Origin of the sequence: Nonomuraea sp. NPDC005983 (genome assembly GCF_040614375.1) — a bacterium.
Classification (GTDB): domain Bacteria; phylum Actinomycetota; class Actinomycetes; order Streptosporangiales; family Streptosporangiaceae; genus Nonomuraea.
The window spans coordinates 18,998-38,573 of the sequence record NZ_JBEXUP010000085.1; the positions used below are offsets into that span (position 1 = coordinate 18,998).

At 70.0% G+C, this 19,576-nt stretch carries 19 protein-coding genes; 5 read left to right on the forward strand and 14 right to left on the reverse strand.

Translation table 11 applies throughout. The features are described from left to right. The first annotated feature begins 45 nt into the window (after window positions 1-45). Both ABZ297_RS30550 and ABZ297_RS30555 read left to right on the forward strand, forming a co-directional pair. Window positions 46-477 carry an NfeD family protein gene (locus ABZ297_RS30550; protein ID WP_355353046.1) on the forward strand — a complete coding sequence of 144 codons (432 nt, stop codon included), beginning with the start codon at window positions 46-48 and terminating at the stop codon, window positions 475-477. Window positions 478-479: 2 nt separating this feature from the next. Next, window positions 480-1,550, forward strand: coding sequence for an SPFH domain-containing protein (locus tag ABZ297_RS30555; RefSeq protein WP_355353049.1), 1,071 nt, complete (start codon window positions 480-482; stop codon window positions 1,548-1,550). Window positions 1,551-1,568: 18 nt separating this feature from the next. Here the strand turns inward: ABZ297_RS30555 and ABZ297_RS30560 are convergent, their stop codons facing one another. From ABZ297_RS30560 to ABZ297_RS30595, 8 genes are all read right to left on the reverse strand, one after another. Continuing rightward, window positions 1,569-2,096 (reverse strand): hypothetical protein, encoded by a 528-nt coding sequence (locus tag ABZ297_RS30560; RefSeq protein WP_355353052.1) that lies wholly within the window; start codon window positions 2,094-2,096, stop codon window positions 1,569-1,571. Window positions 2,097-2,572: 476 nt separating this feature from the next. Then, window positions 2,573-2,860, reverse strand: coding sequence for a hypothetical protein (locus tag ABZ297_RS30565; RefSeq protein ID WP_355353055.1), 288 nt, complete (start codon window positions 2,858-2,860; stop codon window positions 2,573-2,575). Continuing rightward, window positions 2,800-3,054: an RNA polymerase sigma factor gene (locus ABZ297_RS30570; RefSeq protein WP_355353058.1), complete on the reverse strand. Its 255-nt coding sequence runs from the start codon at window positions 3,052-3,054 to the stop codon at window positions 2,800-2,802. The genes ABZ297_RS30565 and ABZ297_RS30570 overlap by 61 nt, the downstream gene beginning before the upstream one ends. A gap of 64 nt (window positions 3,055-3,118) precedes the next feature. Next, complete coding sequence (locus ABZ297_RS30575; protein WP_355353061.1) at window positions 3,119-4,288, reverse strand: Gfo/Idh/MocA family oxidoreductase; 1,170 nt, start codon at window positions 4,286-4,288, stop codon at window positions 3,119-3,121. A gap of 10 nt (window positions 4,289-4,298) precedes the next feature. Then, window positions 4,299-5,111 (reverse strand): carbohydrate ABC transporter permease, encoded by an 813-nt coding sequence (locus ABZ297_RS30580; protein ID WP_355353064.1) that lies wholly within the window; start codon window positions 5,109-5,111, stop codon window positions 4,299-4,301. Continuing rightward, window positions 5,101-6,048, reverse strand: coding sequence for a sugar ABC transporter permease (locus tag ABZ297_RS30585; RefSeq protein WP_355353067.1), 948 nt, complete (start codon window positions 6,046-6,048; stop codon window positions 5,101-5,103). The genes ABZ297_RS30580 and ABZ297_RS30585 overlap by 11 nt, the downstream gene beginning before the upstream one ends. 1 nt (window position 6,049) lies before the next feature. Further along, a complete protein-coding gene (locus tag ABZ297_RS30590) occupies window positions 6,050-7,309 on the reverse strand; it encodes a sugar ABC transporter substrate-binding protein (protein ID WP_355353070.1) in 1,260 nt (419 codons plus the stop codon). Window positions 7,310-7,455: 146 nt separating this feature from the next. Then, on the reverse strand, window positions 7,456-8,592 hold the full coding sequence (locus ABZ297_RS30595) for an ROK family transcriptional regulator (RefSeq protein ID WP_355353073.1): 1,137 nt from the start codon (window positions 8,590-8,592) through the stop codon (window positions 7,456-7,458). A gap of 263 nt (window positions 8,593-8,855) precedes the next feature. Between ABZ297_RS30595 and tdh the strand changes: the two genes are divergently transcribed. The 3 genes from tdh to ABZ297_RS30610 all read left to right on the forward strand — a co-directional run bounded on the left by tdh (window position 8,856) and on the right by ABZ297_RS30610 (window position 12,228). Further along, on the forward strand, window positions 8,856-9,884 hold the full coding sequence (gene tdh / locus ABZ297_RS30600) for an L-threonine 3-dehydrogenase (protein ID WP_355353076.1): 1,029 nt from the start codon (window positions 8,856-8,858) through the stop codon (window positions 9,882-9,884). Continuing rightward, complete coding sequence (locus tag ABZ297_RS30605; RefSeq protein WP_355353079.1) at window positions 9,884-11,053, forward strand: glycine C-acetyltransferase; 1,170 nt, start codon at window positions 9,884-9,886, stop codon at window positions 11,051-11,053. Before tdh ends, ABZ297_RS30605 begins: the two co-directional genes overlap by 1 nt. A 212-nt stretch (window positions 11,054-11,265) precedes the next feature. Beyond that, a complete protein-coding gene (locus ABZ297_RS30610) occupies window positions 11,266-12,228 on the forward strand; it encodes a LysR family transcriptional regulator (RefSeq protein WP_355353082.1) in 963 nt (320 codons plus the stop codon). A 21-nt stretch (window positions 12,229-12,249) separates the two neighbouring features. On the opposite strand, the gene ABZ297_RS30615 is transcribed toward ABZ297_RS30610, so the two are convergent. The 6 genes from ABZ297_RS30615 to lhgO all read right to left on the reverse strand — a co-directional run. Beyond that, on the reverse strand, window positions 12,250-14,145 hold the full coding sequence (locus tag ABZ297_RS30615; RefSeq protein ID WP_355353085.1) for a GTPase: 1,896 nt from the start codon (window positions 14,143-14,145) through the stop codon (window positions 12,250-12,252). Then, the gene (locus tag ABZ297_RS30620) at window positions 14,142-15,890 is read right to left on the reverse strand and encodes an ABC transporter (protein WP_355353088.1); all 1,749 of its coding nucleotides are present in this window, start codon (window positions 15,888-15,890) and stop codon (window positions 14,142-14,144) included. The genes ABZ297_RS30615 and ABZ297_RS30620 overlap by 4 nt, the downstream gene beginning before the upstream one ends. A gap of 10 nt (window positions 15,891-15,900) precedes the next feature. Continuing rightward, window positions 15,901-16,557 carry a response regulator transcription factor gene (locus ABZ297_RS30625; RefSeq protein ID WP_355353097.1) on the reverse strand — a complete coding sequence of 219 codons (657 nt, stop codon included), beginning with the start codon at window positions 16,555-16,557 and terminating at the stop codon, window positions 15,901-15,903. Between the two features lie 83 nt (window positions 16,558-16,640). Continuing rightward, a complete protein-coding gene (locus ABZ297_RS30630) occupies window positions 16,641-18,062 on the reverse strand; it encodes a HAMP domain-containing sensor histidine kinase (protein WP_355353100.1) in 1,422 nt (473 codons plus the stop codon). After that, window positions 18,062-18,754 (reverse strand): response regulator transcription factor, encoded by a 693-nt coding sequence (locus tag ABZ297_RS30635; protein WP_355353091.1) that lies wholly within the window; start codon window positions 18,752-18,754, stop codon window positions 18,062-18,064. The genes ABZ297_RS30630 and ABZ297_RS30635 overlap by 1 nt, the downstream gene beginning before the upstream one ends. Window positions 18,755-18,771: 17 nt before the next feature. After that, the coding region (lhgO, locus tag ABZ297_RS30640) for an L-2-hydroxyglutarate oxidase (RefSeq protein WP_355353094.1) at window positions 18,772-19,576 on the reverse strand (805 nt) is incomplete at its 5' end.

Consider the following 19,576-nt stretch of genomic DNA (forward strand, 5'->3'; position numbering starts at 1 on the left):
CCACTCGCGGATACCGGCCCGTTGACGAGTCAGGAGGGCCAGAGCATGGATGAATGGATCATCTGGGTAATCCTCGCAGTCGTTCTCGGCCTGGCGGAGATCTTCACCGTCACCGCGGCACTGGGGCTGCTCGGAGTGGCCGCTCTCCTGACCGCCGCCACCGCGGCCATCGGGCTACCGGCTCCCCTGCAACTTCTCGTCTTCGCCCTGTCGTCCGCGGCGGGGCTGATCGTGGTCAAGCCGATCGCGATCCGCCACATCCGCCAGCCGCAACTCCAGCGTTTCGGCGTGGAAGCGCTCGTCGGCAAGCCCGCCTACGTGATCTCCGAGGTGACGGGGCGCGAAGGCCGGGTCCGCATCGGGGGCGAGGAGTGGTCAGCGCGCGCCTACGACGAGACACTGGTGATCCCCACGGGGGCCACCGTCGATGTCATAGAGATCGAGGGCGCCACGGCCCTCGTCTATCCACGGGAGTGACCATGGATCCACTGTTGATAGTCGGTCTGCTCGTCATCTTCTTCGCGGCGCTCACCCTGTTGAAGGCCGTGCGGATCGTGCCGCAGGCCAGGGCGCGCAACGTGGAGCGACTCGGCCGCTACCACCGCACCCTCAAACCGGGGCTCAACTTCGTCATCCCGTACATCGACCGCGTCTACCCGATGATCGACCTGCGCGAACAGGTCGTGACCTTCCGCCCGCAGCCCGTCATCACCGAGGACAACCTGGTCGTCGAGATCGACAACGTGCTCTACTTCCAGGTCACGGACCCGCGGGCGGCCTCCTACGAGATCGCCAACTACATCCAGGCGATCGAGCAGCTGACCGTCACCACGATGCGTAACGTGATCGGCTCGATGGACCTGGAGAAGACGCTCACCTCCCGCGACACCATCAACAGCCAACTGCGGGGCGTGCTCGACGAGGCCACCGGCAAGTGGGGCATCCGCGTCAACCGCGTCGAGGTGAAGGCCATCGACCCCCCAAAAACCATCAAGGACGCGATGGAGAAGCAGATGCGGGCCGAGCGTGACAAACGCGCGGCGATCCTCAACGCCGAAGGTCAGAGACAGTCGCAGATCCTCACCGCCGAGGGCGACAAGCAGAGCCGCATCCTGCGGGCCGAGGGCCAGCGAACCGCCGCCATCCTGGAGGCCGAGGGCCAGTCGCGCGCCATCGACCAGGTGTTCCAAGCCGTGCACCGCAACGACCCTGACCCGAAGCTGCTCGCCTACCAGTACCTGCAGGTGCTGCCGCAGCTCGCGCAGGGCGAGGGGAACACGTTCTGGGTGATCCCCAGCGAGGTCACCTCGGCGCTGCAGGGCGTGTCGAAGGCGTTCACGGAGGCGCTGCCCAGGTCGGCGGCGACCCGCGACGAGCTTCCCACCTCCGCGGAGCAGGACGAGGAGGTCATGAAGGCTTCGGAGGCGGCCGCCGAGGCGGTGGCCGACGCCCAGGAGGCGGAGAGCCCCCGCGGGCCGCGCCAGCTCACCCAGGCCGTCGACGAGCCGACGCCCTTCCCCGACCTCGACAGGGAGCACCAGGAACGCTAGAAGACACCTCCGCGGCGGTCAGGCGACTTCGAGCAGCCTGCGCACCTGGGTCTCCTGATGGACGGCCCTGGCACGGCAGGCGAGCTTGACCGCCGCGTCGGCCAGCGCGATGTCGCGGTTGACCTGCGGGATATCGTCGCCCATCTCGGTGCGGAGCCACTCGGCGACCTCCCCCCAGGAGTAGACGCTGATATTGTCGGCCTCGATGAGCGGAGGTGGAAACCCCCCGGGCCCCCGCTGCCCGCTCGCCAGCTGCCGCAGGCTGGCCTGCGTACGCCCCCCGTGCCGCCGAGCCGCGTCGCCCAACGTCACCGCGTCACCTTGGCCGACACCTACGGCCCACAAACCATCGACGGTCCTGATCTGGACGAGGACTGACGCAATCGCCTCCAAGAAGCTCTCCGAGGCGCGGTCGCACGTGAGGTAGACGCTGCCGTCCGGGCCGCCAGCCACGGCGCAGTCGTCCAGACCGGCGTCGTAGAGGTTGTCCATCTCCTCGTCACTGGGCGCCCGATTCAGCATGACGCGGAAGTTCCAGGTGGTCATGAGTCCTCCCCACTTACGCCGCAGCCGACATGCTCACTGACCCATTCGAGAATGCTTTTCGCATGGTTTCCTGGTTGCGCGGTGTCGACCACACCTTGAAGGGCGTAGACCCGCAAACGCACTGGATCCAGCCCCAGCGATGCCCGTTGTGGCTTTCGACCACCGACAAGCTCGGGATCTTGCGAACTCTCTTGAAGGCCCCGTTGATCTCGTTGTGTTGATGCCTTCCACGACCGACCATGTTGCAATCCTGCAACAGTGTTTCATAGTTAGAACGGTGCTTCCAGCACTGGAGCTCCAACCCTCCGACGATCGGAGCCAGGCAGTGGCCCGCCCGCCGCGCGAGTGTGCGGCGGGCGCCCCCATTCGTCGGGGTGGCCGAGCCGCCCGCCGCACCTGCCTCTACACGGCCGGGTTTCCGTGCTGTATCGGGCCTGATGCCTGCCTGTCAGCCGGCCGGCGGGCCGAGTGGCGCCTCAGTGGGACAGCGGTGCGTCCGTCGTGTCGACCAGCGTGCAGTCGGCCACCGGCCCTGTGGCGCCCCTCGCCCAGACCCCCGCGACGACACCGGCGTTCTTCACCTCGCCGACGCTGAACTCCAGCACCCCGGTCTGGCCGTCCTTGATGACGCTCGGGTCGATGGTGAAGCCCTCTTCCTGCCCCTCCGGCGACGGGAAGACCGCGAGCGGAGCCTCCTCCTTCGTCAGGAAGTGCTCGCGCGCCGGGCGTTGCGGGCGACGTTGGTGGCGATGCCCAGCAGCCACGGCCGCAGCGATCCGCCCACCGCGTCGACCCGTCCGCGTAACCGCCAGGCTTCCAGGAAGGTCAGCGCCATCACATCTTCGGCCGCGGACCAGTTGCCCGTCAGGCGGAAGGCATGGTTGTAGACGGCCTTCGCGTAGTCGCCGAAGAGCTCTTCGAAGGCCGCCGTATCCCCGTCCCGTATCCGGGCACGCATCGACATATCCACATACAGGTGCTGTCCGCACGGGCCTTCGAGTTCCGAAGGCCCGTGCGGATGTTCACCGCTGGCCGCGGTCGAAGTACGCCGCCAGCTCCGGATCGATCGGCGGGATGTCGTACGGCGTGCCGCCGTCACGCAGCGACAACGTGGCCATGTATCCGGCGGCGACGCTCATCCGCGCAGCCACAGGGGACGTGTCGGTGGCCCCGCCCTCCCGGACGAACCTGCAGAACTCGTCCATGATGGCCGGGTCGGCCCCGCCGTGCGAGCCCATCGCCTCGGGCACCCGGTAGGTGATGTCGCCCTCGCCTCGGTAGCCGGAGGGCCCGGTGTTCCAGACCTTGACCGTGTCGCCGGGGCCGTCGCCGAAGTTCTCCAGGCGGCCCTCCGTCCCGATCACCGTGTAGTTGCGCACGTAGTCGGGGGTGAAGTGGCACTGCTGGTAGGCGGCGATGACGCCGTTGTCGAGACGCATGTTCATCACCGAGACGTCCTCGACGTCCATGACGTGGTGGAAGTCCGTGCGGCGGGTGGGCGGCCAGTCGAACTCCCGCAGCCAGCCCTCCGGCCTGGGGGTGCCCGGCTCGCGGCGCGGCAGGTCGCCGTAGAGCATCAGGTCGCCGAGGGCGTTCACCCTGGTGGTGTAGCCTCCGGCGAGCCAGTGGATCACGTCCAGGTCGTGTGCGGCCTTCTGCAGGAGCAGGCCGGTGGTGCGGGTACGGTCGGCGTGCCAGTCCTTGAAGTAGTAGTCGCCGCCGTACGAGACGAAGTGGCGCACCCAGACCGTCTTCGGCTCGCCGATGACGCCCTTCTGGATGATGTCGCGCATCAGCCTGACCACGCCCATGTGGCGCATGTTGTGCCCCACGTACAGGCGGGTCCCGGTCCGTCGCGCGGCCTCCAGCACGGCGTCGCAGGCCTCCACCGTGATCGCGAGCGGCTTCTCCAGGTAGACGGCCTTGCCGGCCTCCAGGCAGTCGATCGCGATGCGCTCGTGCGTGTCGTCGGGCGTCATCACGATGACCGCGTCGAGGTCGTCGCGGGTGAGCAGTTCGCGGTAGTCCTCGGTCAGGAACTCCGCCTCGAACCTCTTGGCCTGGCTCTTGAGCGCTGCCGGGTCGGAGTCGCACAGGGCCACGACGGCCGACCCTCGTCCGGGCCGGTGCGCGGCCAGGGCGAGACTCGTCCGGAGGCCGAGGCCGATGACGCCGATGCGCAGGTCTTCCACTGCAGTCCTTTCACTTCGAGCCGGTGAACGCGATGCCCTGGATGATCTGCTTCTGCATCACGATAAACAAAATGATCATCGGCAGGCTGGCCACGAGTGAGCCTGCCATGAGGACGTGGAACTCGTTGAGGTGCTCCTGCTGAAGGGAGGAGAGCCCAGCCGAGAGCGTCATCTGCTCCGGGTCGGTGTTGACGATGAGCGGCCACATAAGATCGTTCCACGACCACATCACGGTCAGCACTCCCAGGGCCATCAACCCCGGCTTGGCCAGCGGCAGCATCACGCTCCAGTAGATGCGGACCGGATGGGCGCCGTCGATCCTGGCCGCCTCCTCCACCTCGCCGGGCAGGCCGAGGAAGAACTGCCGCAGCATGAAGGTGCCGAACGCGCTGAACACCCCGGGCCCGACCAGCCCTGGCAGCGTGTTCAGCCAGCCGAGCCCTTGCATGATCTGGTACTGCGGGATCAGGAACAGCTGTCCGGGCACCATCAGCACCGAAAGCAGCGCCACGAAGATGGCGTCACGGCCTGGAAACTTCAGCCTGGCGAACGCGTAGGCGGCCATCGAGCAGAACAGCAACTGCCCGCAGGTCCTGATGACTGTCATGGCCACGGTGTTCCAGAACTGGTGCAGGAACGGCGTCTGCTCGAAGATCTTGGCGTAGTTGGACCACTGGAAGGACGGGATCCACACCGGTGGCAGCCTGGTCGCCTCGGTGAAGGTCTTCAGCGAAGTCAGGAGCTCCCAGAAGAACGGCAGCACCATGGCCGCCGCACCCACCGCGAGGACCACGTGGACGGGCCACAGGCGGTTAGCTCGCATAGTGCACCCACCTCTTCTGCAGCCGGAACTGGATCACGGTCAGCACGAGCGTGATGATCAGCAAGACGACGGCCAGCGCGGCCGCGTACCCCTTGGCGCCTTCCTCGAAGGCGTAGGTGAAGAACAGCGACACCACGGTCTGGCTGTCCTCACGCGCCGGGTTGCCCTTCCTGAACAGCAGGAAGAACATGTCGAAGGCCTGCAGCCCGCCGATCACGGTGAGCACCGAGACGAAGAACACGCTCGGCGACAGCAGCGGAAGCGTGATCTTGAAGAACTGCCGGATCCTGCCTGCCCCGTCGATGGAGGCCGCCTCGTACAGGTGCTGCGGGATGGCCTGCAGCCCGGCCATGAAGATGACCGCGTTGTAGCCGATGGCCGACCAGATCGCGATGAGCACCACGGCGTACAGGGCGGTGTCGGGGTTGGCCACCCACGAGGTCCCCTTGATGCCCACCAGGCCGAGCAGGTAGTTGAACAGACCGTAGTCACCGTTGTAGAGCCAGGCCCAGACCATCGCGACGGCCGCGGGCATGGTCACCACGGGCAGGAAGTACAGCGTCCGGTAGAGACCGACCAGTCGCAGCCCGCGCGCGTTGAGCAGCGCGGCCACCAGGACCGAGACAGGGATGCCGAGCAGGATCAGTGCCGAGTACACGAACGTGTTGATCAGCGCCTTGCCGATCGCCGCGTCGTGCAGCAGCTTGGTGTAGTTGGCGATCCCCACCCAGCTGGAGTCGCCGAACAGCGTCCACTCGGTGAAGCTGTAGTAGACCGACTGGACCATCGGCCACAGGTAGAAGATCCCGAGGCCGAGGACCATGGGCGCGATCAGCAGGTAGCCCCAGACCCATTCGCGGTCGCGCAGCCTGCGCCTGGATATCGGGCGGGCGGCCGCCGCCGGGGCGGCGGCGACCGTCCTTTCGGCCGTCCTCACCTTACTTCTCGGCGGACAGGTCGGCGTTCATGGTCGCAGCGAACTCCTTGGCGATCGGCTCCACCTGGTTGCCGTCGGTGTACGCCTTGGTGATCGCGTCGACCTCCTTGCGCGCCCAGACGGCGGTGTTCTTGGAGATCGGGTACGGCACGGCCGTCGTGGCGGCGTCGAGGAAGATCTGCAGGTTCTTCCCCGGCATCGACTTGGCCCAGGCGTCGGCGAGCCCCTCGTAGGCGGGGATCACCGCACCCGATTCGGCCTGGATCCTGTTGCCCTCCTCCGAGGAGAGGAACTTCTCGAACTCCCAGGCTTCCTGCGGGTGCTTGGTCTTGGCGTAGATGACGTTGGCCAGGCCGTGGATGATGCTGGCGTTGCTCTTGGGGCCCTTCGGCATGGGCGCGACGTCCCAGTTGAGGCCCTTGGAGTTCTGGTACATGACGGCGTCGTAGGAGCCGTCGTAGAACATGGCCAGCTTGCCGTTCTGGAACAGCACGCTCGGGTCGGTGTCGGTCATCTGCTGCTGGGTCGGCGACTGCTTCTTGTCCAGGAAGTCCTTCCAGAACTGCAGGCCCTGGAGGGAGGCAGGGTCGTCGAAGCCCGACTTCTTCTTGTCGTCGGAGATGATGTAGCCGCCGGCCTGGACCATCGTGTCGTAGTAATGGGTCTGGTTCCAGGCGGGAGCGCCGATGCTCCACACGCCGCTGCTCGCGTCGGTCAGCTTGTCGGCCGCCTTGCGCACGTCGTCCCAGGTCCAGTCGGCCGTGGGGTACTTCACCTTGGCCTTGTCGAACAGGTCCTTGTTGTAGAACAGCCCGATGGTGTCGTAGTCCTTCGGGATGCCGTACTGCTTCCCGTCGAGCTGGTAGAGGTCGACCAGCGCCTTGGGGTACTTGCTCATGTCGAGCTTGTCCTTGGCGATCTGGTCCGACAGCGGCATCAGCGCGCCCTGGGAGGCGTACACGCCGATGCGCGGGCCGTTCATCCAGAACACGTCGGGGGCGCTGCCGCTGGCCGCGGCGGTCTGCAGCTTGGTCCAGTACTCCTTGTTCGGCGTGAACTCGATCTTGACCTTGATCTTCGGGTGGCTCTTCTCGAAGGCCTGCGCCAGCTTGGTCGCGGTGGGCCCCCACATGTCGGCCGTCCCCCAGTGGCCCCAGGTGATCGTGACCGTGCCGTCCGAACTTTCGCCCGAGGAGGAGCATCCCGCGAGTCCTGCCACGAGCGCACCGGCGCATGCCAGCGCCCGCATCTTGCCTGTCATGTCGTCCCCATCTGTCGGGCTGAACGAGTGACTGGAGGCTAAGGCGTATTTATGCAAGAAACTAGGGTTAATCGCTCAGATACAGTCAGAAGATGCACGCACGAGGCCGTCTCGTGACGGTTTCGTGACCGATTTATCCAGACAAGCTACGAAAAGAGCGCCTTGTCTATGTGATTGAGCGCGAGCCGCACAGCACCCAGAGTGATCGACTCGCTGCCCAGCTCGGAGGCCACCACCAACGGCGGGTACAGGCAGATCTCGTCGAAGACCTCCTTCACCGGTCCGACCAGCAGGTCACCGGCGGGCGAGAGGCTGCCGCCGATCACCACCAGCTCCGGGTCCAGCGGGTTCACGATGGTGATCAGGCTCTCGCCCAGGCCCACCCCGAACGCTCTGACGGCGTCCGAGGCCTCGGCATCGCCCTGGCGGGCGCGCTCGATCGCGAAGCGGGCGGATTCCATGGGTGAGCGCAGCTCGCCCGGCTCGACGCTCATCGCGTAGTCGGTGACCTCCTTGAAGGCCGCCCAGGTGCCGGTCGGCATCTTGCCGATCTCGCCCGAGGCGGCATGGGCTCCCCGGTACGGCACGCCGCCGATCAGCAGGCCGAGCCCGAGCCGGGTGCCGGTGTAGAGGTAGACCACGTCGTCGTAGCCCTGCGCGACGCCGCGCCAGTGCTCGGCGATCACGGCCAGGCGCATGTCGTTCTCCACCACCACCACGGGCACCGGCAGGCGGGCCGCCAGCTCGGCCTGCAGCGGCACGCCCGTCCAGTCGCTCAGCACCACGCTCTTGACCACCCGGCCGTCACCGTCGACCACGCCGGTGGTGCCCACGCCCACCGCGGCGACCTCGTGTACGGCCAGCCCGGCCTGGGCGGTGACGGCGGTGACGAGATCCCCCACGGCCGCCAACCGGTCGGCGGCGCACACGTCCGGCGAGATCGGTATGGCCTGGACGGCCACGATCGCGCCGTTCAGATCGGCCACCATGGCCTGCACCGACGTGTGACCGATGGAGACGCCCACCACGTGCCCCGCCGAGGCGCGGAACCTGAAGCGGCGCGCCGGCCTGCCGCGCGGCCTGTCGCCCGGCTCGTCGGGGCACTCCTCGGCCCAGCCCTCGCTCACCAGTTCCTCGACGATCGCCTCGACCGTCGGCCTGGACACCCTGGCGCCCCTGGCCAGCTCGCTCAGCGTGAGCACCTCGGCGTCGCGAAGCAGGCGCAGGATGGCGGCCGAGTTCAGCCTGCGTAGGAGTGAGGCGTCACCGCTCTGCTGTAGCACCAGGTCATCCTACTTTTAGTGAAGAAGGTTACGAAATTAGATTTCCCGCCTCGACATCCGTTTTCGCCTGCCCACCCAGCGTAAGTGCCCCCTAACGGGTCTCCGGCCGAAGTGCGGCGGGCGGCGGGTGGGGCGGCCACGCCGTACAGCAGCACATTCACCCCGTGTGAAGGAGCGCTTTGGGGGGAGTTAAGAAACCCTCGATGGACACCTCCCGAGCACAACGGGCACAGTGCGTTAGGTTCAGACGAGGGGGTTGGCCGATGAAAGCGCTGGTCAAGGAGAGGCCCGAGGCCGGGCTGTGGCTCATGGACGTGCCCGAGCCCGAGGTCGGCCCCGGTGAGGTGCTGATCAAGGTACTCCGCACCGGGATCTGCGGCACGGACCTGCATATCCGGAAATATGACGACTGGGCGCGGCAGACCCTGAAGCTTCCGTTGATCGTGGGACACGAGTTCAGCGGCGAGGTCGTCGAGGTCGCCCCGGGGGTCGAGGACATCTCCGTCGGCGACCTGGTCAGCGGTGAGGGGCACATCGTGTGCGGCAAGTGCCGCAACTGCATGGCGGGCCGCCGCCACCTGTGCCGCAACACCGTCGGGCTCGGCGTGAACAGGGACGGCGCGTTCGCCGAGTACGTCACGCTGCCCGCCTCCAACGTCTGGGTGCACAGGACGCCCGTCGACCCCGACGTGGCCGCCATCTTCGACCCGTTCGGCAACGCCGTCCACACCGCGCTGTCGTTCCCCCTCGTCGGCGAGGACGTGCTGATCACCGGCGCCGGCCCGATCGGCCTGATGGCCGCGGCGGTGGCCGCGCACGTGGGCGCCCGCAACGTGGTGATCACCGATGTCAGCCCCGAGCGGCTGGACCTGGCCGGGAAGCTGGGCGCCACGCTCGCGCTCAACGTCGCGCAGACCTCGATCGCCGACGGCATGCGCCGCCTGGGCATGCGCGAGGGGTTCGACGTCGGGCTGGAGATGTCGGGGAACCCGCGGGCCATGCGGGACATGATCGCGAACATGACGCACGGCGGGAAGATCGCGATGCTCGGGCTGCCCGCCGAGGAGTTCGCCGTCGACTGGGCCACGATCGTGACGTCCATGCTCACCATCAAGGGCATCTACGGCCGGGAGATGTTCGAGACCTGGTACAACATGTCGGTCCTGCTGGAGAAGGGGCTCGACCTCGCTCCGGTGATCACCGACAGGTTCTCGTACCGCGACTTCGACGCCGCCTTCGACACGGCCGCCAGTGGCCGCACCGGCAAGGTCATCATGGATTGGAGCGCGTGATGTTCACCAATACCCGCGAGCAGCTGCGGGCGACCCTCGACGGCATCGCCGAGGCGGGGCTGCTCAAGCCAGAACGGGTGATCACCACACCGCAGAACGCGGAGGTGAGCGTGGCCGGGCGCGAGGTGCTGAACTTCTGCGCCAACAACTACCTCGGCCTGGCCGACAACCCCGAGGTGATCGACGCCGCCAAGCAGGCGCTCGACCGGTGGGGCTTCGGCATGGCCTCGGTCCGGTTCATCTGCGGCACCCAGGAGGTGCACAAAGAGCTCGAAACCCGGCTGTCGGAGTTCCTCGGCATGGAGGACACCGTCCTGTACAGCTCGTGTTTCGACGCCAACGGCGGCGTCTTCGAGACGCTGCTCGAGGCGCAGGACGCGGTGATCTCCGACGCGCTCAACCACGCGAGCATCATCGACGGCATCCGGCTGTCGAAGGCCAAGCGCCTGCGGTACGCCAACCGCGACATGGCCGAGCTGGAGGCCAGGCTGAAGGAGGCGTCCGACGCGCGCAGGAAGCTGATCGTCACCGACGGCGTCTTCTCCATGGACGGATATCTCGCCCCGTTGCGGGAGATCTGCGACCTGGCCGACCGGTACGACGCCATGGTCATGGTCGACGACTCCCACGCGGTCGGCTTCGTCGGCCCGACCGGGCGCGGCACCCCCGAACTGCACGGCGTCACCGACCGGATCGACATCATCACCGGCACGCTCGGCAAGGCGCTCGGCGGCGCCAGCGGCGGCTACGTCGCGGCCCGCAAGGAGATCTGCGAGCTGCTGCGCCAGCGCTCCCGCCCGTACCTGTTCTCCAACTCCCTCGCCCCCGTCATCGCCTCGGCCTCGCTGCGGATCCTCGACCTGCTGGAGACGTCCAGCGAGGCGCGCGAGCGGCTGCGCGCCAACACCGCCCGTTTCCGCGGCGCGATGGCCGAGGCCGGGTTCGACATCCTGCCGGGCGACCACCCGATCGTCCCCGTGATGATCGGCGACGCCGCCGAGGCCTCCGCCATGGCCGACCGCCTGCTCGACCTCGGCATCTACGTGATCGGCTTCTCCTACCCGGTGGTGCCGCACGGCCAGGCCCGGATCCGCGTCCAGCTCTCGGCCGCCCACTCGACCGAGGACGTCGACCGTGTGGTGGCGGCGTTCGTCCAGGCCCGCGGCTGACCGCCGCCTCCTGACGGGCGCGCCCGCGCCGCCTAACCGACTCGCCTGCCCGCTGCGATCCGTGCCGACCCCGGATCGCAGCGGGGACGGGCTCCCGCCCGAAGAGCGTCCCCCTGCGCGAGCCCCCATCCGCTGTGGAGGCTCGCTTGCGGCGGCGGGAGCGGAGGGGAGCGCCGGCGCGGGCAGCGGGAGCGGCTGAGTATTCTCGCTGCGTGATAGACACGCGGCGGCTGCGTACGCTGCGCGCGGTGGCCGACCATGGCACGGTCACCGGCGCGGCAGCCGCGCTGCACCTGACCCCGTCGGCGGTGTCGCAGCAGCTCGTCGCGCTCGAACACGAGGTGGGCCACCGGCTGTTCACCCGCGACGGGCGGGGCGTCCGCCTCACCGCCGTCGGCCGGATCATGCTCGGGCACGCCAACGAGGTGCTGGCCCAGCTCGAACGCGCCGAGGCCGAGGTGGCCGCGTACGCGACAGGGGCGGCGGGCGAGGTGACCGTGGCCTGCTTCGCCACCGCGATCAGCGCCGTGCTCTCACCCGCGATCGCCGACCTACGCGTCAAGGCGCCGGGCCTCGAGGTCCGCGTCCGCGACGCCGAAGGCGACCACGGCCTGGCGCTGCTCCTGGACGGCGAGGCCGACCTGACGATCGCCGTCGAGTACCGTGGCGCACCCGACGCTGCCGACCGCCGCCTGTCGCGCCTCCCCCTGTACGCCGAGCCGTTCGACCTCGTCCTCCCTCAGGACCACCCCCTGGTCCTGGCCGACCACCCGCACGACCATCCCCGGCCGGACGACGACGCGCGAGCGACGGCGCTCGGGGACGTACCGCTGGCGGCGCTGGGGGACGAGCCGTGGATCGGCCCCTACCCCGGCAACCCCGTGCACGACGTGATCACGTTCGCCTGCGAGCAGGCGGGGTTCACGCCGAGGTTCGCGCACTCGTCCGACGACTTCCGCGCGGTGGTGGCGCTGGTGGGTGCGGGTGCCGGGGTGGCGCTGGTGCCGAGGCTGGCGCTGCGTGACATGGTGCTGCCGGGCGTGGCGGTCCGCCGCACGCCCGGCCCGGAACGCCGCGTCTTCGCCGCCGTCCGCCGGGGCGCCGACGTGCATCCGCTGCTGCGCCCCCTCCTGGACACCCTTCGCACGGTCGCGGGCTCCCTCGTCCACGACTGAGATTCGGGTCGGCGGGGTCGGTCAGGCGCGGGCCTGGGCGAGGGCTTCGGTGAAGCGGGCGTACCTGTCCAGTTCCGTCTCGACGGGCCCGAGAACGTACTCGTCGCCCACCTGGGCGATGCTCGCCCGCAGCGCCCTGGACGCCTGCCGGGCCCTGCGCCGGCCGCCCGCCCAGGCGGCCAACCGTGCCAGCAGAGCGACCAGCATCCCCGCGACGGCCCCGCCGAGCAGCAGCGTGGTGGGCCACGGGAGTTCGCCCGCGGTCGGCGTCGGCGGTTCGGGCAGCCGCAGGTACTCCATCCCGAACAGGGCCCCCAGCCAGAGGGCTCCCGCCATCATGGCCGCGAACACCAGCCACTGCAGCGCCCCCACCACCCGCCACCACCGGGGCCGCCTGGTCGCGCCCAGGGACGTGGTGGCCACCGCCCGGTCCAGCGCGTCGGCCAGCTCATCCGTGCGTGAGCGGGCCGCCTGTCTCACCGAGGCCGCCCAGGGCGCGGGGAGCTCCTGCGCGGCCCGCTCGCCGACGTCCCGGATGGCGGTGCCGACCTGCGCCTTCTGGACGGCGGAAGCGACAGGCACGGACGTGCGCCCGACCACCTCCCCCGTACCCGAACGCCCGGAGCCGCGCCCGGCGACCTCCCCGGACCGCGCGCCGGTGACCTCTCCGGGAGTGACGCGCCAGGATGCGCGCTCAGGGTGCGCTCCTGTCTGCTTCACGGTGCCGAGGTGGAGCCTGCGCAGCGGGTCAGGACGGAACCGGCGCAGCCACCTGGTAACGGGCCATCCGGTCGCGACCACGGCCCGGTGCCGGTGCCCCTTCTCCACGGCCTCGACCACGAGGGGCACTCCCGCGGCTTCCGAGAGCGCCGTCGTGAGCCGCCCCGCCCGCAGGCCCGACACGGGCTTCCCGGTGCCCGGAGCGCCGGTGCCGGGCCTGTCGGTACCGGACCCGCCACTGCCCGAGACGCCGATGCCCAGCGCGCCTGTGCCCGGGGTGCCGATGCCGGGTGAAGGGGCGGTGGGCGAGCAGGCGGCGGCGAGGACGTCGGCTGCGGTGGCGACGTCCGCCGCCAGCCGGGACGCCCACGACCTGTGGCGCGTGACCCGCTCCGCCAACAGGGCGCGCAGCTCCGGCAGGCCGGCGCCCGTACGCGCCGAGGCGCCCAGGACCGGCACGCCCGCCAGGCCGTCCTCGTCGAGGAGGCGGCGCAGGTCGGCCAGGCAGCGGTTCACGGCGTCGCGGGGCAGCCGGTCGATCTGGTTGAGCACCACGACGGTGACGTCCCGATGCCTGGACAGCGGGCGCAGGTAACGGTCGTGGACGGCGGCGTCGGCGTACTTCTGCGGATCCAGCACCCACACCAGCAGGTCCACCAGCTCGACCAGACGGTTCACCTCCAGCCGGTGGGCCAGCTCGATGGAGTCGTGGTCGGGAAGGTCCAGGAGGATCAGGCCGGACAGGTCGCCCGGCTGCTCCCCCTGCACATCCGGCCCACCACTCAGCCCACCACTCAGCCCACCACTCGGCCGACCCGTCTGCCCCGACTCGCCGCGCTCGCCGACAGCGTGTCTGCGGGGGACCGACAGCCAGTCGAGGAGGGGCCCCGCGCCCGCGCCGTCCCAGAGCGCGGCCTGGGCGGTCGCGGTGGTGGGCCTGGTGACGCCGACCGCGGCGAGATCAGTCCCGGCCAGGACGTTGAAGAGGGACGACTTCCCGCTCCCCGTGGCCCCCGCGAGCGCCACCGCGGTGTGCTCGACCGACAGGTCACGCCGCGCGCCCGCCCGCTCCGCCACCGCCCGCGCGGCCGACACGGCGGCCTCGGGAAGCCGCCCGGTGCCGAGTTCGGCCGCTTCCAGCAGGGCGGCCAGCCGGGTGTCCAGGGACGGCCCCTCCTTGCGGCGCAGCAGCTTCATGACTCCTCCGGACGCGGCACCTCGCCGCTCTCAGGCGCATCCATCGCCGGGGGTGCCGTGGTGTGGCGGTCGCGGATCGCGGTGGCGGCCTGGCGGAGAGCCTCGGCCGTGCCGTCGGGCGGTTCGACGGTGTCCAGCAGGACGGTGTACCGCGCCGCCTCCTCCTCCAGCAGCGACCGCACCCGTTCGCGCAGGTCGTCGCGGGCCCGGACGGTCAGCGAGCGGACGGCCTGATCACCGAAGACCGCCTCCAGCAGCTTCTGCGACAGGACGCTGGTGCCGCCCGCGATGCCCACCTCGAGCCCGGTCAACCCTCCGGTGGACGCGAAGACGCCCAGCATCAGCAGCAGCCCGGCCCCGTTGACGCCGAACGACGCCACCCTGGCGGTGGTCCGCTTCTCGGCCCCTTCCTCCCTGACCAGGTCGAGGACGTACTCCTGCCAGCCCCGCACCGCCGCCTCGGTCCGTTGGCTCAGGTCGGGGGAGGCGCGGCCGAGCCTGGCCGCGTCGACGGGGCCGAGCCGTCCGAGCAGGTCGAGCCCGCCGGGGGCGGCCGACCAGCCGTCGAGCGAGCGTTCGGCGGCGGCGTCGGCCGCGCCCCTGATCAGCGCCTCCACGCCGCTTTCGAGCGCGACGCGTAGTTCGGCGCCGGGCGGCTGCCCGGTGAAGAAGCCGACGATCCTGTCACGCAACCAGCCCACCCGGCTCTCCAGGGAGCGCATCAGGTCGCCGGTGCCGATGAAGTCCTGCCAGCGGGCCATGACCTCGCCGCGCAGCAGCGACCCGTCGCGCATGCCGGCGTCGAAGTCCGCCATCGCGCCCGCGTACGCGCCGGACACGACGGACCGCAGCCCGTCGAACCCGGAGCGCTGCCGGACGACCGCGTCGGCCAGCGCCGGCACCCGGGCGGCGAGGCTGTCGAGCGCGCCGGACAGGGTCTGCCGGACGACGCGGGACCGCTCGGCCGCGTCGGAGGCGAGCGCCGACAGCCACTCCGAGATCGGGCAGACGAGCGGGGCGGGCAGCCGGGCCCGCTCGGACGGCAGCGCGGCCTCCGGCACGGTGAACAGCCGGGTGCCGTCGAGGCCGTTCTCGACCAGCAGGCGTCGCAGGTCGCGCGAGACCGGTTCGATGGCCTCGTCGGGCACCCGGTCGAGGACGACCGCCAGCGCGGTGCTGCGTTCGCGGGCCGAGCGCAGGAAGCTCCACGGCACCTCGTCGGCGTAGCGGGCGGCGGTCGTGACGAACAGCCACAGGTCGGCGGCGGCGAGCAGTTGCGCGGCGAGTTCGCGGTTGGCGGTCACGACGGAGTCGATGTCGGGGGCGTCGAGCAGCGCGAGCCCCGCGCCGAGCGAGCCGGACGTCACCACCCGCAGCGCCCCCACGGCGGAGCCGGTGGCCCGTGACAGGCCCGGCAGCACGTTCTGGCCCATGAACCAGTCGTGGTCGGCGGGGTTCACCACGAGTGTCGGCACCAGGGTGGTCGGCCTAAGCACGCCCGGCTCGGCGACGTCGGCCCCGACCAGCGAGTTGACCAGGGTGGACTTGCCGGCCCCGGTGGACCCGCCAACGACGGCGAGCAGCGGCGCGTCGATCGCCCGCAGCCTGGGCAGCAGGTAGTCGTCGAGCTGCCCGGTCAGCTCGGCGAGCGCGTGACAGTCTGCCGCGGCCTCTCCGATCGCGAGCGGGAACAGCTCGCGGCCCAGGTCGCGGCGCAGCCCCTCCAGCGCGCCCAGCAGATCCATACCGTCCACGCTAGCCCGCGGGCGGCTCCCTCAGCACGTAACCGACGCTGCGCAGGGTGTGGATGAGTCGGGGTTCCACGTCGTCGACCTTGCGCCGCAGGTAGGAGACGTACGATTCGACCACGCCGGCGTCGCCGCCGAAGTCGTAGTTCCACACGTGGTCCAGGATCTGCGCCTTCGACAGCACCCGTCCGGCGTTGGACATGAAGTAGTGCAGCAGCTTGAACTCGGTCGGCGAGAGGCGTACCTGCCGGCCGCCGCGCCACACCTCGCGCGCGTCCTCGTCCAGTTCCAGGTCGGCGACCTTGAGGCGGCTCGTCGGCACGGCCTCCGCTCGGGTGCGGCGGAGCACCGCGCGGATCCTGGCCTGCACCTCTTCCAGGCTGAACGGCTTGGTCACGTAGTCGTCGCCCACGCCCAGACCGGCGATCTTGTCCTCGGTGTTGTCGCGGGCGGTCAGGAACAGCACGGGCGCGGTGATGCGCTTGGCCACCTCGAACCCGTCGAGGTCCGGCAGCATCACGTCGAGGATGACCAGGTCGGGGCCGACCCGCTCGGCCACCTCCACGGCCTCGTACCCGTCGGCCGCCGTCAGCACCTCGAACCCGGAGTAGCGCAGGCTCGCGGACAGCAGATCCCTGATGCTGGGCTCGTCGTCCACCACCATGATCAGCGCCTCGCGGAGCTCGCGGAGCTCGGGTTTACTCACTCCCCCAGACTGACCCAGAGAGCTGAGGAAATGCTGAACGTCTACTCCAAGGCGAGTGGGAGTTCGACCCGGAACGTGGACCCGGCGCCCGGCGAGCTGTCGAGCCGCACCGTGCCGCCGTGGGCCCGCACCAGCGCCTGGACGATGGCGAGCCCGAGCCCGCTGCCCCTGTCCTCGCCCGAGCGGCGCCGGGACCTGGCGGAGTCCACCCGGTAGAAGCGTTCGAAGACCCGCTCGACCTGGTCGGGCGTCAGCCCCGGCCCCTTGTCGGCCACCTCCAGGAACACCGTGCCGTCCGCCACCCCGACGCGGACGGTGACCGGGGTGCCCGCCTCGGTGTGGACGAGGGCGTTGGTCACCAGGTTCGAGACGACCTGCCGCAGCCGGACCTCGTCGCCCGAGACGATCAGCGCCGCGCCGCCGACGACGTCCAGGCTGATCGCCCGGTCGGGGGCCAGGATCCTGGCGTCCTGGACGGCGTCGGCGCCCAGCGCCAGCATGTCGACGGGGCGCATCTGCAACGGTCTGGCCTGGTCGACCCTGGCGAGCAGCAGCAGGTCGTCGACGAGCAGGCTCATCCGCCCGGCGGCCTTCTCCACGCGCTGCATCAGCTCGGCGGGGTCGGCGGACGGGTTCTGCCTGGCGTACTCGGCGAAGCCGCGGATCGAGGTCAGCGGGGTGCGCAGCTCGTGCGAGGCGTCGCCGATGAACTCGCGCATCCGGTCCTCGGAGCGTCGGGCCGCGGCCTCCGACGCGGAGCGGGCCGCGAACGCGGTCTCGATCTGGGCCAGCATCCCGTTGATGGACCTGGCCAGGCGGCCCACCTCGGTCCGCGGGTCGCCGTCGGGCACCCGGCGGCCCAGCTCGCCGCCCGCGATGGCGCCGGCCGTGCGCTCGATCGCGGCCAGCGGGCGCATGCTCCTGCGCACGATCGTGACGCCCACCACGGCCAGGATGAGCAGGATGCCGCCGCCGCCCAGCAGTTCGATGAGGCCGAGCCGCCTGGTGATCTCGTCGACCTCCTCCAGGTCGGCGGCGACCACGAACGTGTAATGGGGAGTGGTCGTCTGGAGCACCCGCCACTCGCCGCCTCCGCTGACGGCCTTGGCGGTGTAGGTGTCGTCGCGGGGGGTGGGTGACAGCACCGGCGGCGACTTGAAGTCCACGTCGCGGCCGGCCAGGACCGAGGTGAACCTGCCGTCGGGCTGCTTGACCATGACGATCGTGTCGGACTCGATGAGCGGCGGCTTCTCGCCCGGCTTCTTGCCCTTCTCCCGCCGCATCTGGTCGTACTCGAGCTTCTTGTGCATCCGGACCGAGAGCAGGTTGACCTGGCTGTCGACGCGGTCCAGGAGGTAGCCGTGCAGCACCGACACGCTGACGAGGCCGATGAAGGTCAGCCCGAGACCGAGCAGGGCCAGCATCACCGCGATCAGCTTGATCCGGAGCGGCAGGCCGCGCATCACGGGCCCGGCGGCTGCCGCAGGACGTATCCGACGCCCCGCAGCGTGTGGATAAGCCGCGGGCTACGGTTGTCGATCTTCCGGCGGAGCACCGACACGTAGGACTCGACGATGCCGACCTCGCCCCTGAAGTCGTAGTCCCACACGTGGTCGAGGATCTGCGGCTTCGACAGGACCCGTCCGGCGTTGGTCATGAAGTAGCGAAGCAGCTTGAACTCCGTCGGCGACAGGGCGATCGCGCTGCCGCCGCGCCAGACCTCGTGGCTCTCCTCGTCCAGCTCGATGTCGGCGAACGTCAGCCTCGGCGGCGGCGGCTGCACCTCTCCGCTGGTGCGGCGGAGCACCGCGTGGATCCTGGCGACCACCTCTTCGAGGCTGAACGGCTTGGTCACGTAGTCGTCGCCGCCGATCGTCAGGCCGCGGATCTTGTCCTCGGTCTCGTCGCGGGCGGTCAGGAAGACCACGGGCGTGTGCATGCCGCCGCTGCGCATCCGCCGGACGATCTCGAAACCGTCGACGTCGGGCAGCATGACGTCGAGGACGACGAGGTCGGGCCGGTGCCGTTGCACGGCGTTGACGGCGTCCAGGCCGCTCTTGGCAGTGGTCACGTCGAAACCCGCGAACCTCAGGCTCGCGGCGAGGAGTTCGAGGATGTTCGGGTCGTCCTCGACGATCAGCAGGCGCGCTTCCATCACCCCTAAGCATGCCCTCATCGGACCAATGCTGGGACAATTCCGGCGATGTGCCGGGCAATTGCCAGGCTGGACGTAGCCGCGGGAGAGGGCGCGTTGCGTACCAGCACGATGCCGCCGTGGACGTCCACGGCGAAGTCGTCGACCAGGCGGCCGTCCCTGGCCACGGCCTGGGCGCGCACGCCGCCTTCGGCCCTGCGCAGGTCGGCGGCGGTCAGTTCCGGGACGTAACGCCGGGCCGCCCGCAGGAAGGCGTGCTTGGCCAGCGAGCCGTAGACCTCCTTGATCCCGGTGCGCCAGTGCTTCCTGGCCATGCGGTAGGTGCCCGGCCAGGCGGCGATCTGCGGGATGTTCCGGATATCTCGCCAGCTGTAGCCCTCGTAGGCGAGGGCCAGCACGGCGTTCGGCCCGACCAGCACCTCGCCGTCGATGTGCCGGGTCAGATGGACGCCGAGGAACGGGTACCGCGGGTCGGGCACCGGATAGATCAGCCCGCGCACCAGCTCCCTCGCCCGCCCGGCCAGCGCGTAGTACTCGCCCCTGAACGGGATGATCCGCAGGTCGCCCGGGTCGCCGGCCATCCTGGCGACGGCGTCCGTGCCGAGCCCCGCGCACACCACCAGCCGGTCGAAGGCGAACCTCCGCCCGGCCGCCAGCACCTCCACGCCCCTGGACGTCTGCCTGATCGCCCTGACCCGGTGGCCGAGCCGCACCGAACCACCCTGCTCGGCCACGTCCAGCGCGAGCCTGCGCGCGACGGCGGGGAAGTCGGTGATCGCGGTGTGCGGCGAGTGGACCGCGCCGACGCCGACCGCGCGCGGC

Bases quoted from the DNA above. Each gene is read 5' to 3' on its own strand.
- tdh (WP_355353076.1), top strand. From the start codon at position 8,856: ATGAAAGCGCTGGTCAAGGAGAGGCCCGAGGCCGGGCTGTGGCTCATG.
- ABZ297_RS30570 (WP_355353058.1), bottom strand. From the start codon at position 3,054: ATGCGTGCCCGGATACGGGACGGGGATACGGCGGCCTTCGAAGAGCTC.
- ABZ297_RS30620 (WP_355353088.1), bottom strand. From the start codon at position 15,890: ATGGATCTGCTGGGCGCGCTGGAGGGGCTGCGCCGCGACCTGGGCCGC.
- ABZ297_RS30560 (WP_355353052.1), bottom strand. From the start codon at position 2,096: ATGACCACCTGGAACTTCCGCGTCATGCTGAATCGGGCGCCCAGTGAC.
- ABZ297_RS30550 (WP_355353046.1), top strand. From the start codon at position 46: ATGGATGAATGGATCATCTGGGTAATCCTCGCAGTCGTTCTCGGCCTG.
- ABZ297_RS30590 (WP_355353070.1), bottom strand. From the start codon at position 7,309: ATGACAGGCAAGATGCGGGCGCTGGCATGCGCCGGTGCGCTCGTGGCA.
- ABZ297_RS30555 (WP_355353049.1), top strand. From the start codon at position 480: ATGGATCCACTGTTGATAGTCGGTCTGCTCGTCATCTTCTTCGCGGCG.
- ABZ297_RS30615 (WP_355353085.1), bottom strand. From the start codon at position 14,145: ATGAAGCTGCTGCGCCGCAAGGAGGGGCCGTCCCTGGACACCCGGCTG.
- ABZ297_RS30580 (WP_355353064.1), bottom strand. From the start codon at position 5,111: ATGCGAGCTAACCGCCTGTGGCCCGTCCACGTGGTCCTCGCGGTGGGT.
- ABZ297_RS30635 (WP_355353091.1), bottom strand. From the start codon at position 18,754: ATGGAAGCGCGCCTGCTGATCGTCGAGGACGACCCGAACATCCTCGAA.
- ABZ297_RS30605 (WP_355353079.1), top strand. From the start codon at position 9,884: ATGTTCACCAATACCCGCGAGCAGCTGCGGGCGACCCTCGACGGCATC.
- ABZ297_RS30630 (WP_355353100.1), bottom strand. From the start codon at position 18,062: ATGCGCGGCCTGCCGCTCCGGATCAAGCTGATCGCGGTGATGCTGGCC.
- ABZ297_RS30625 (WP_355353097.1), bottom strand. From the start codon at position 16,557: ATGGTGGTGGACGACGAGCCCAGCATCAGGGATCTGCTGTCCGCGAGC.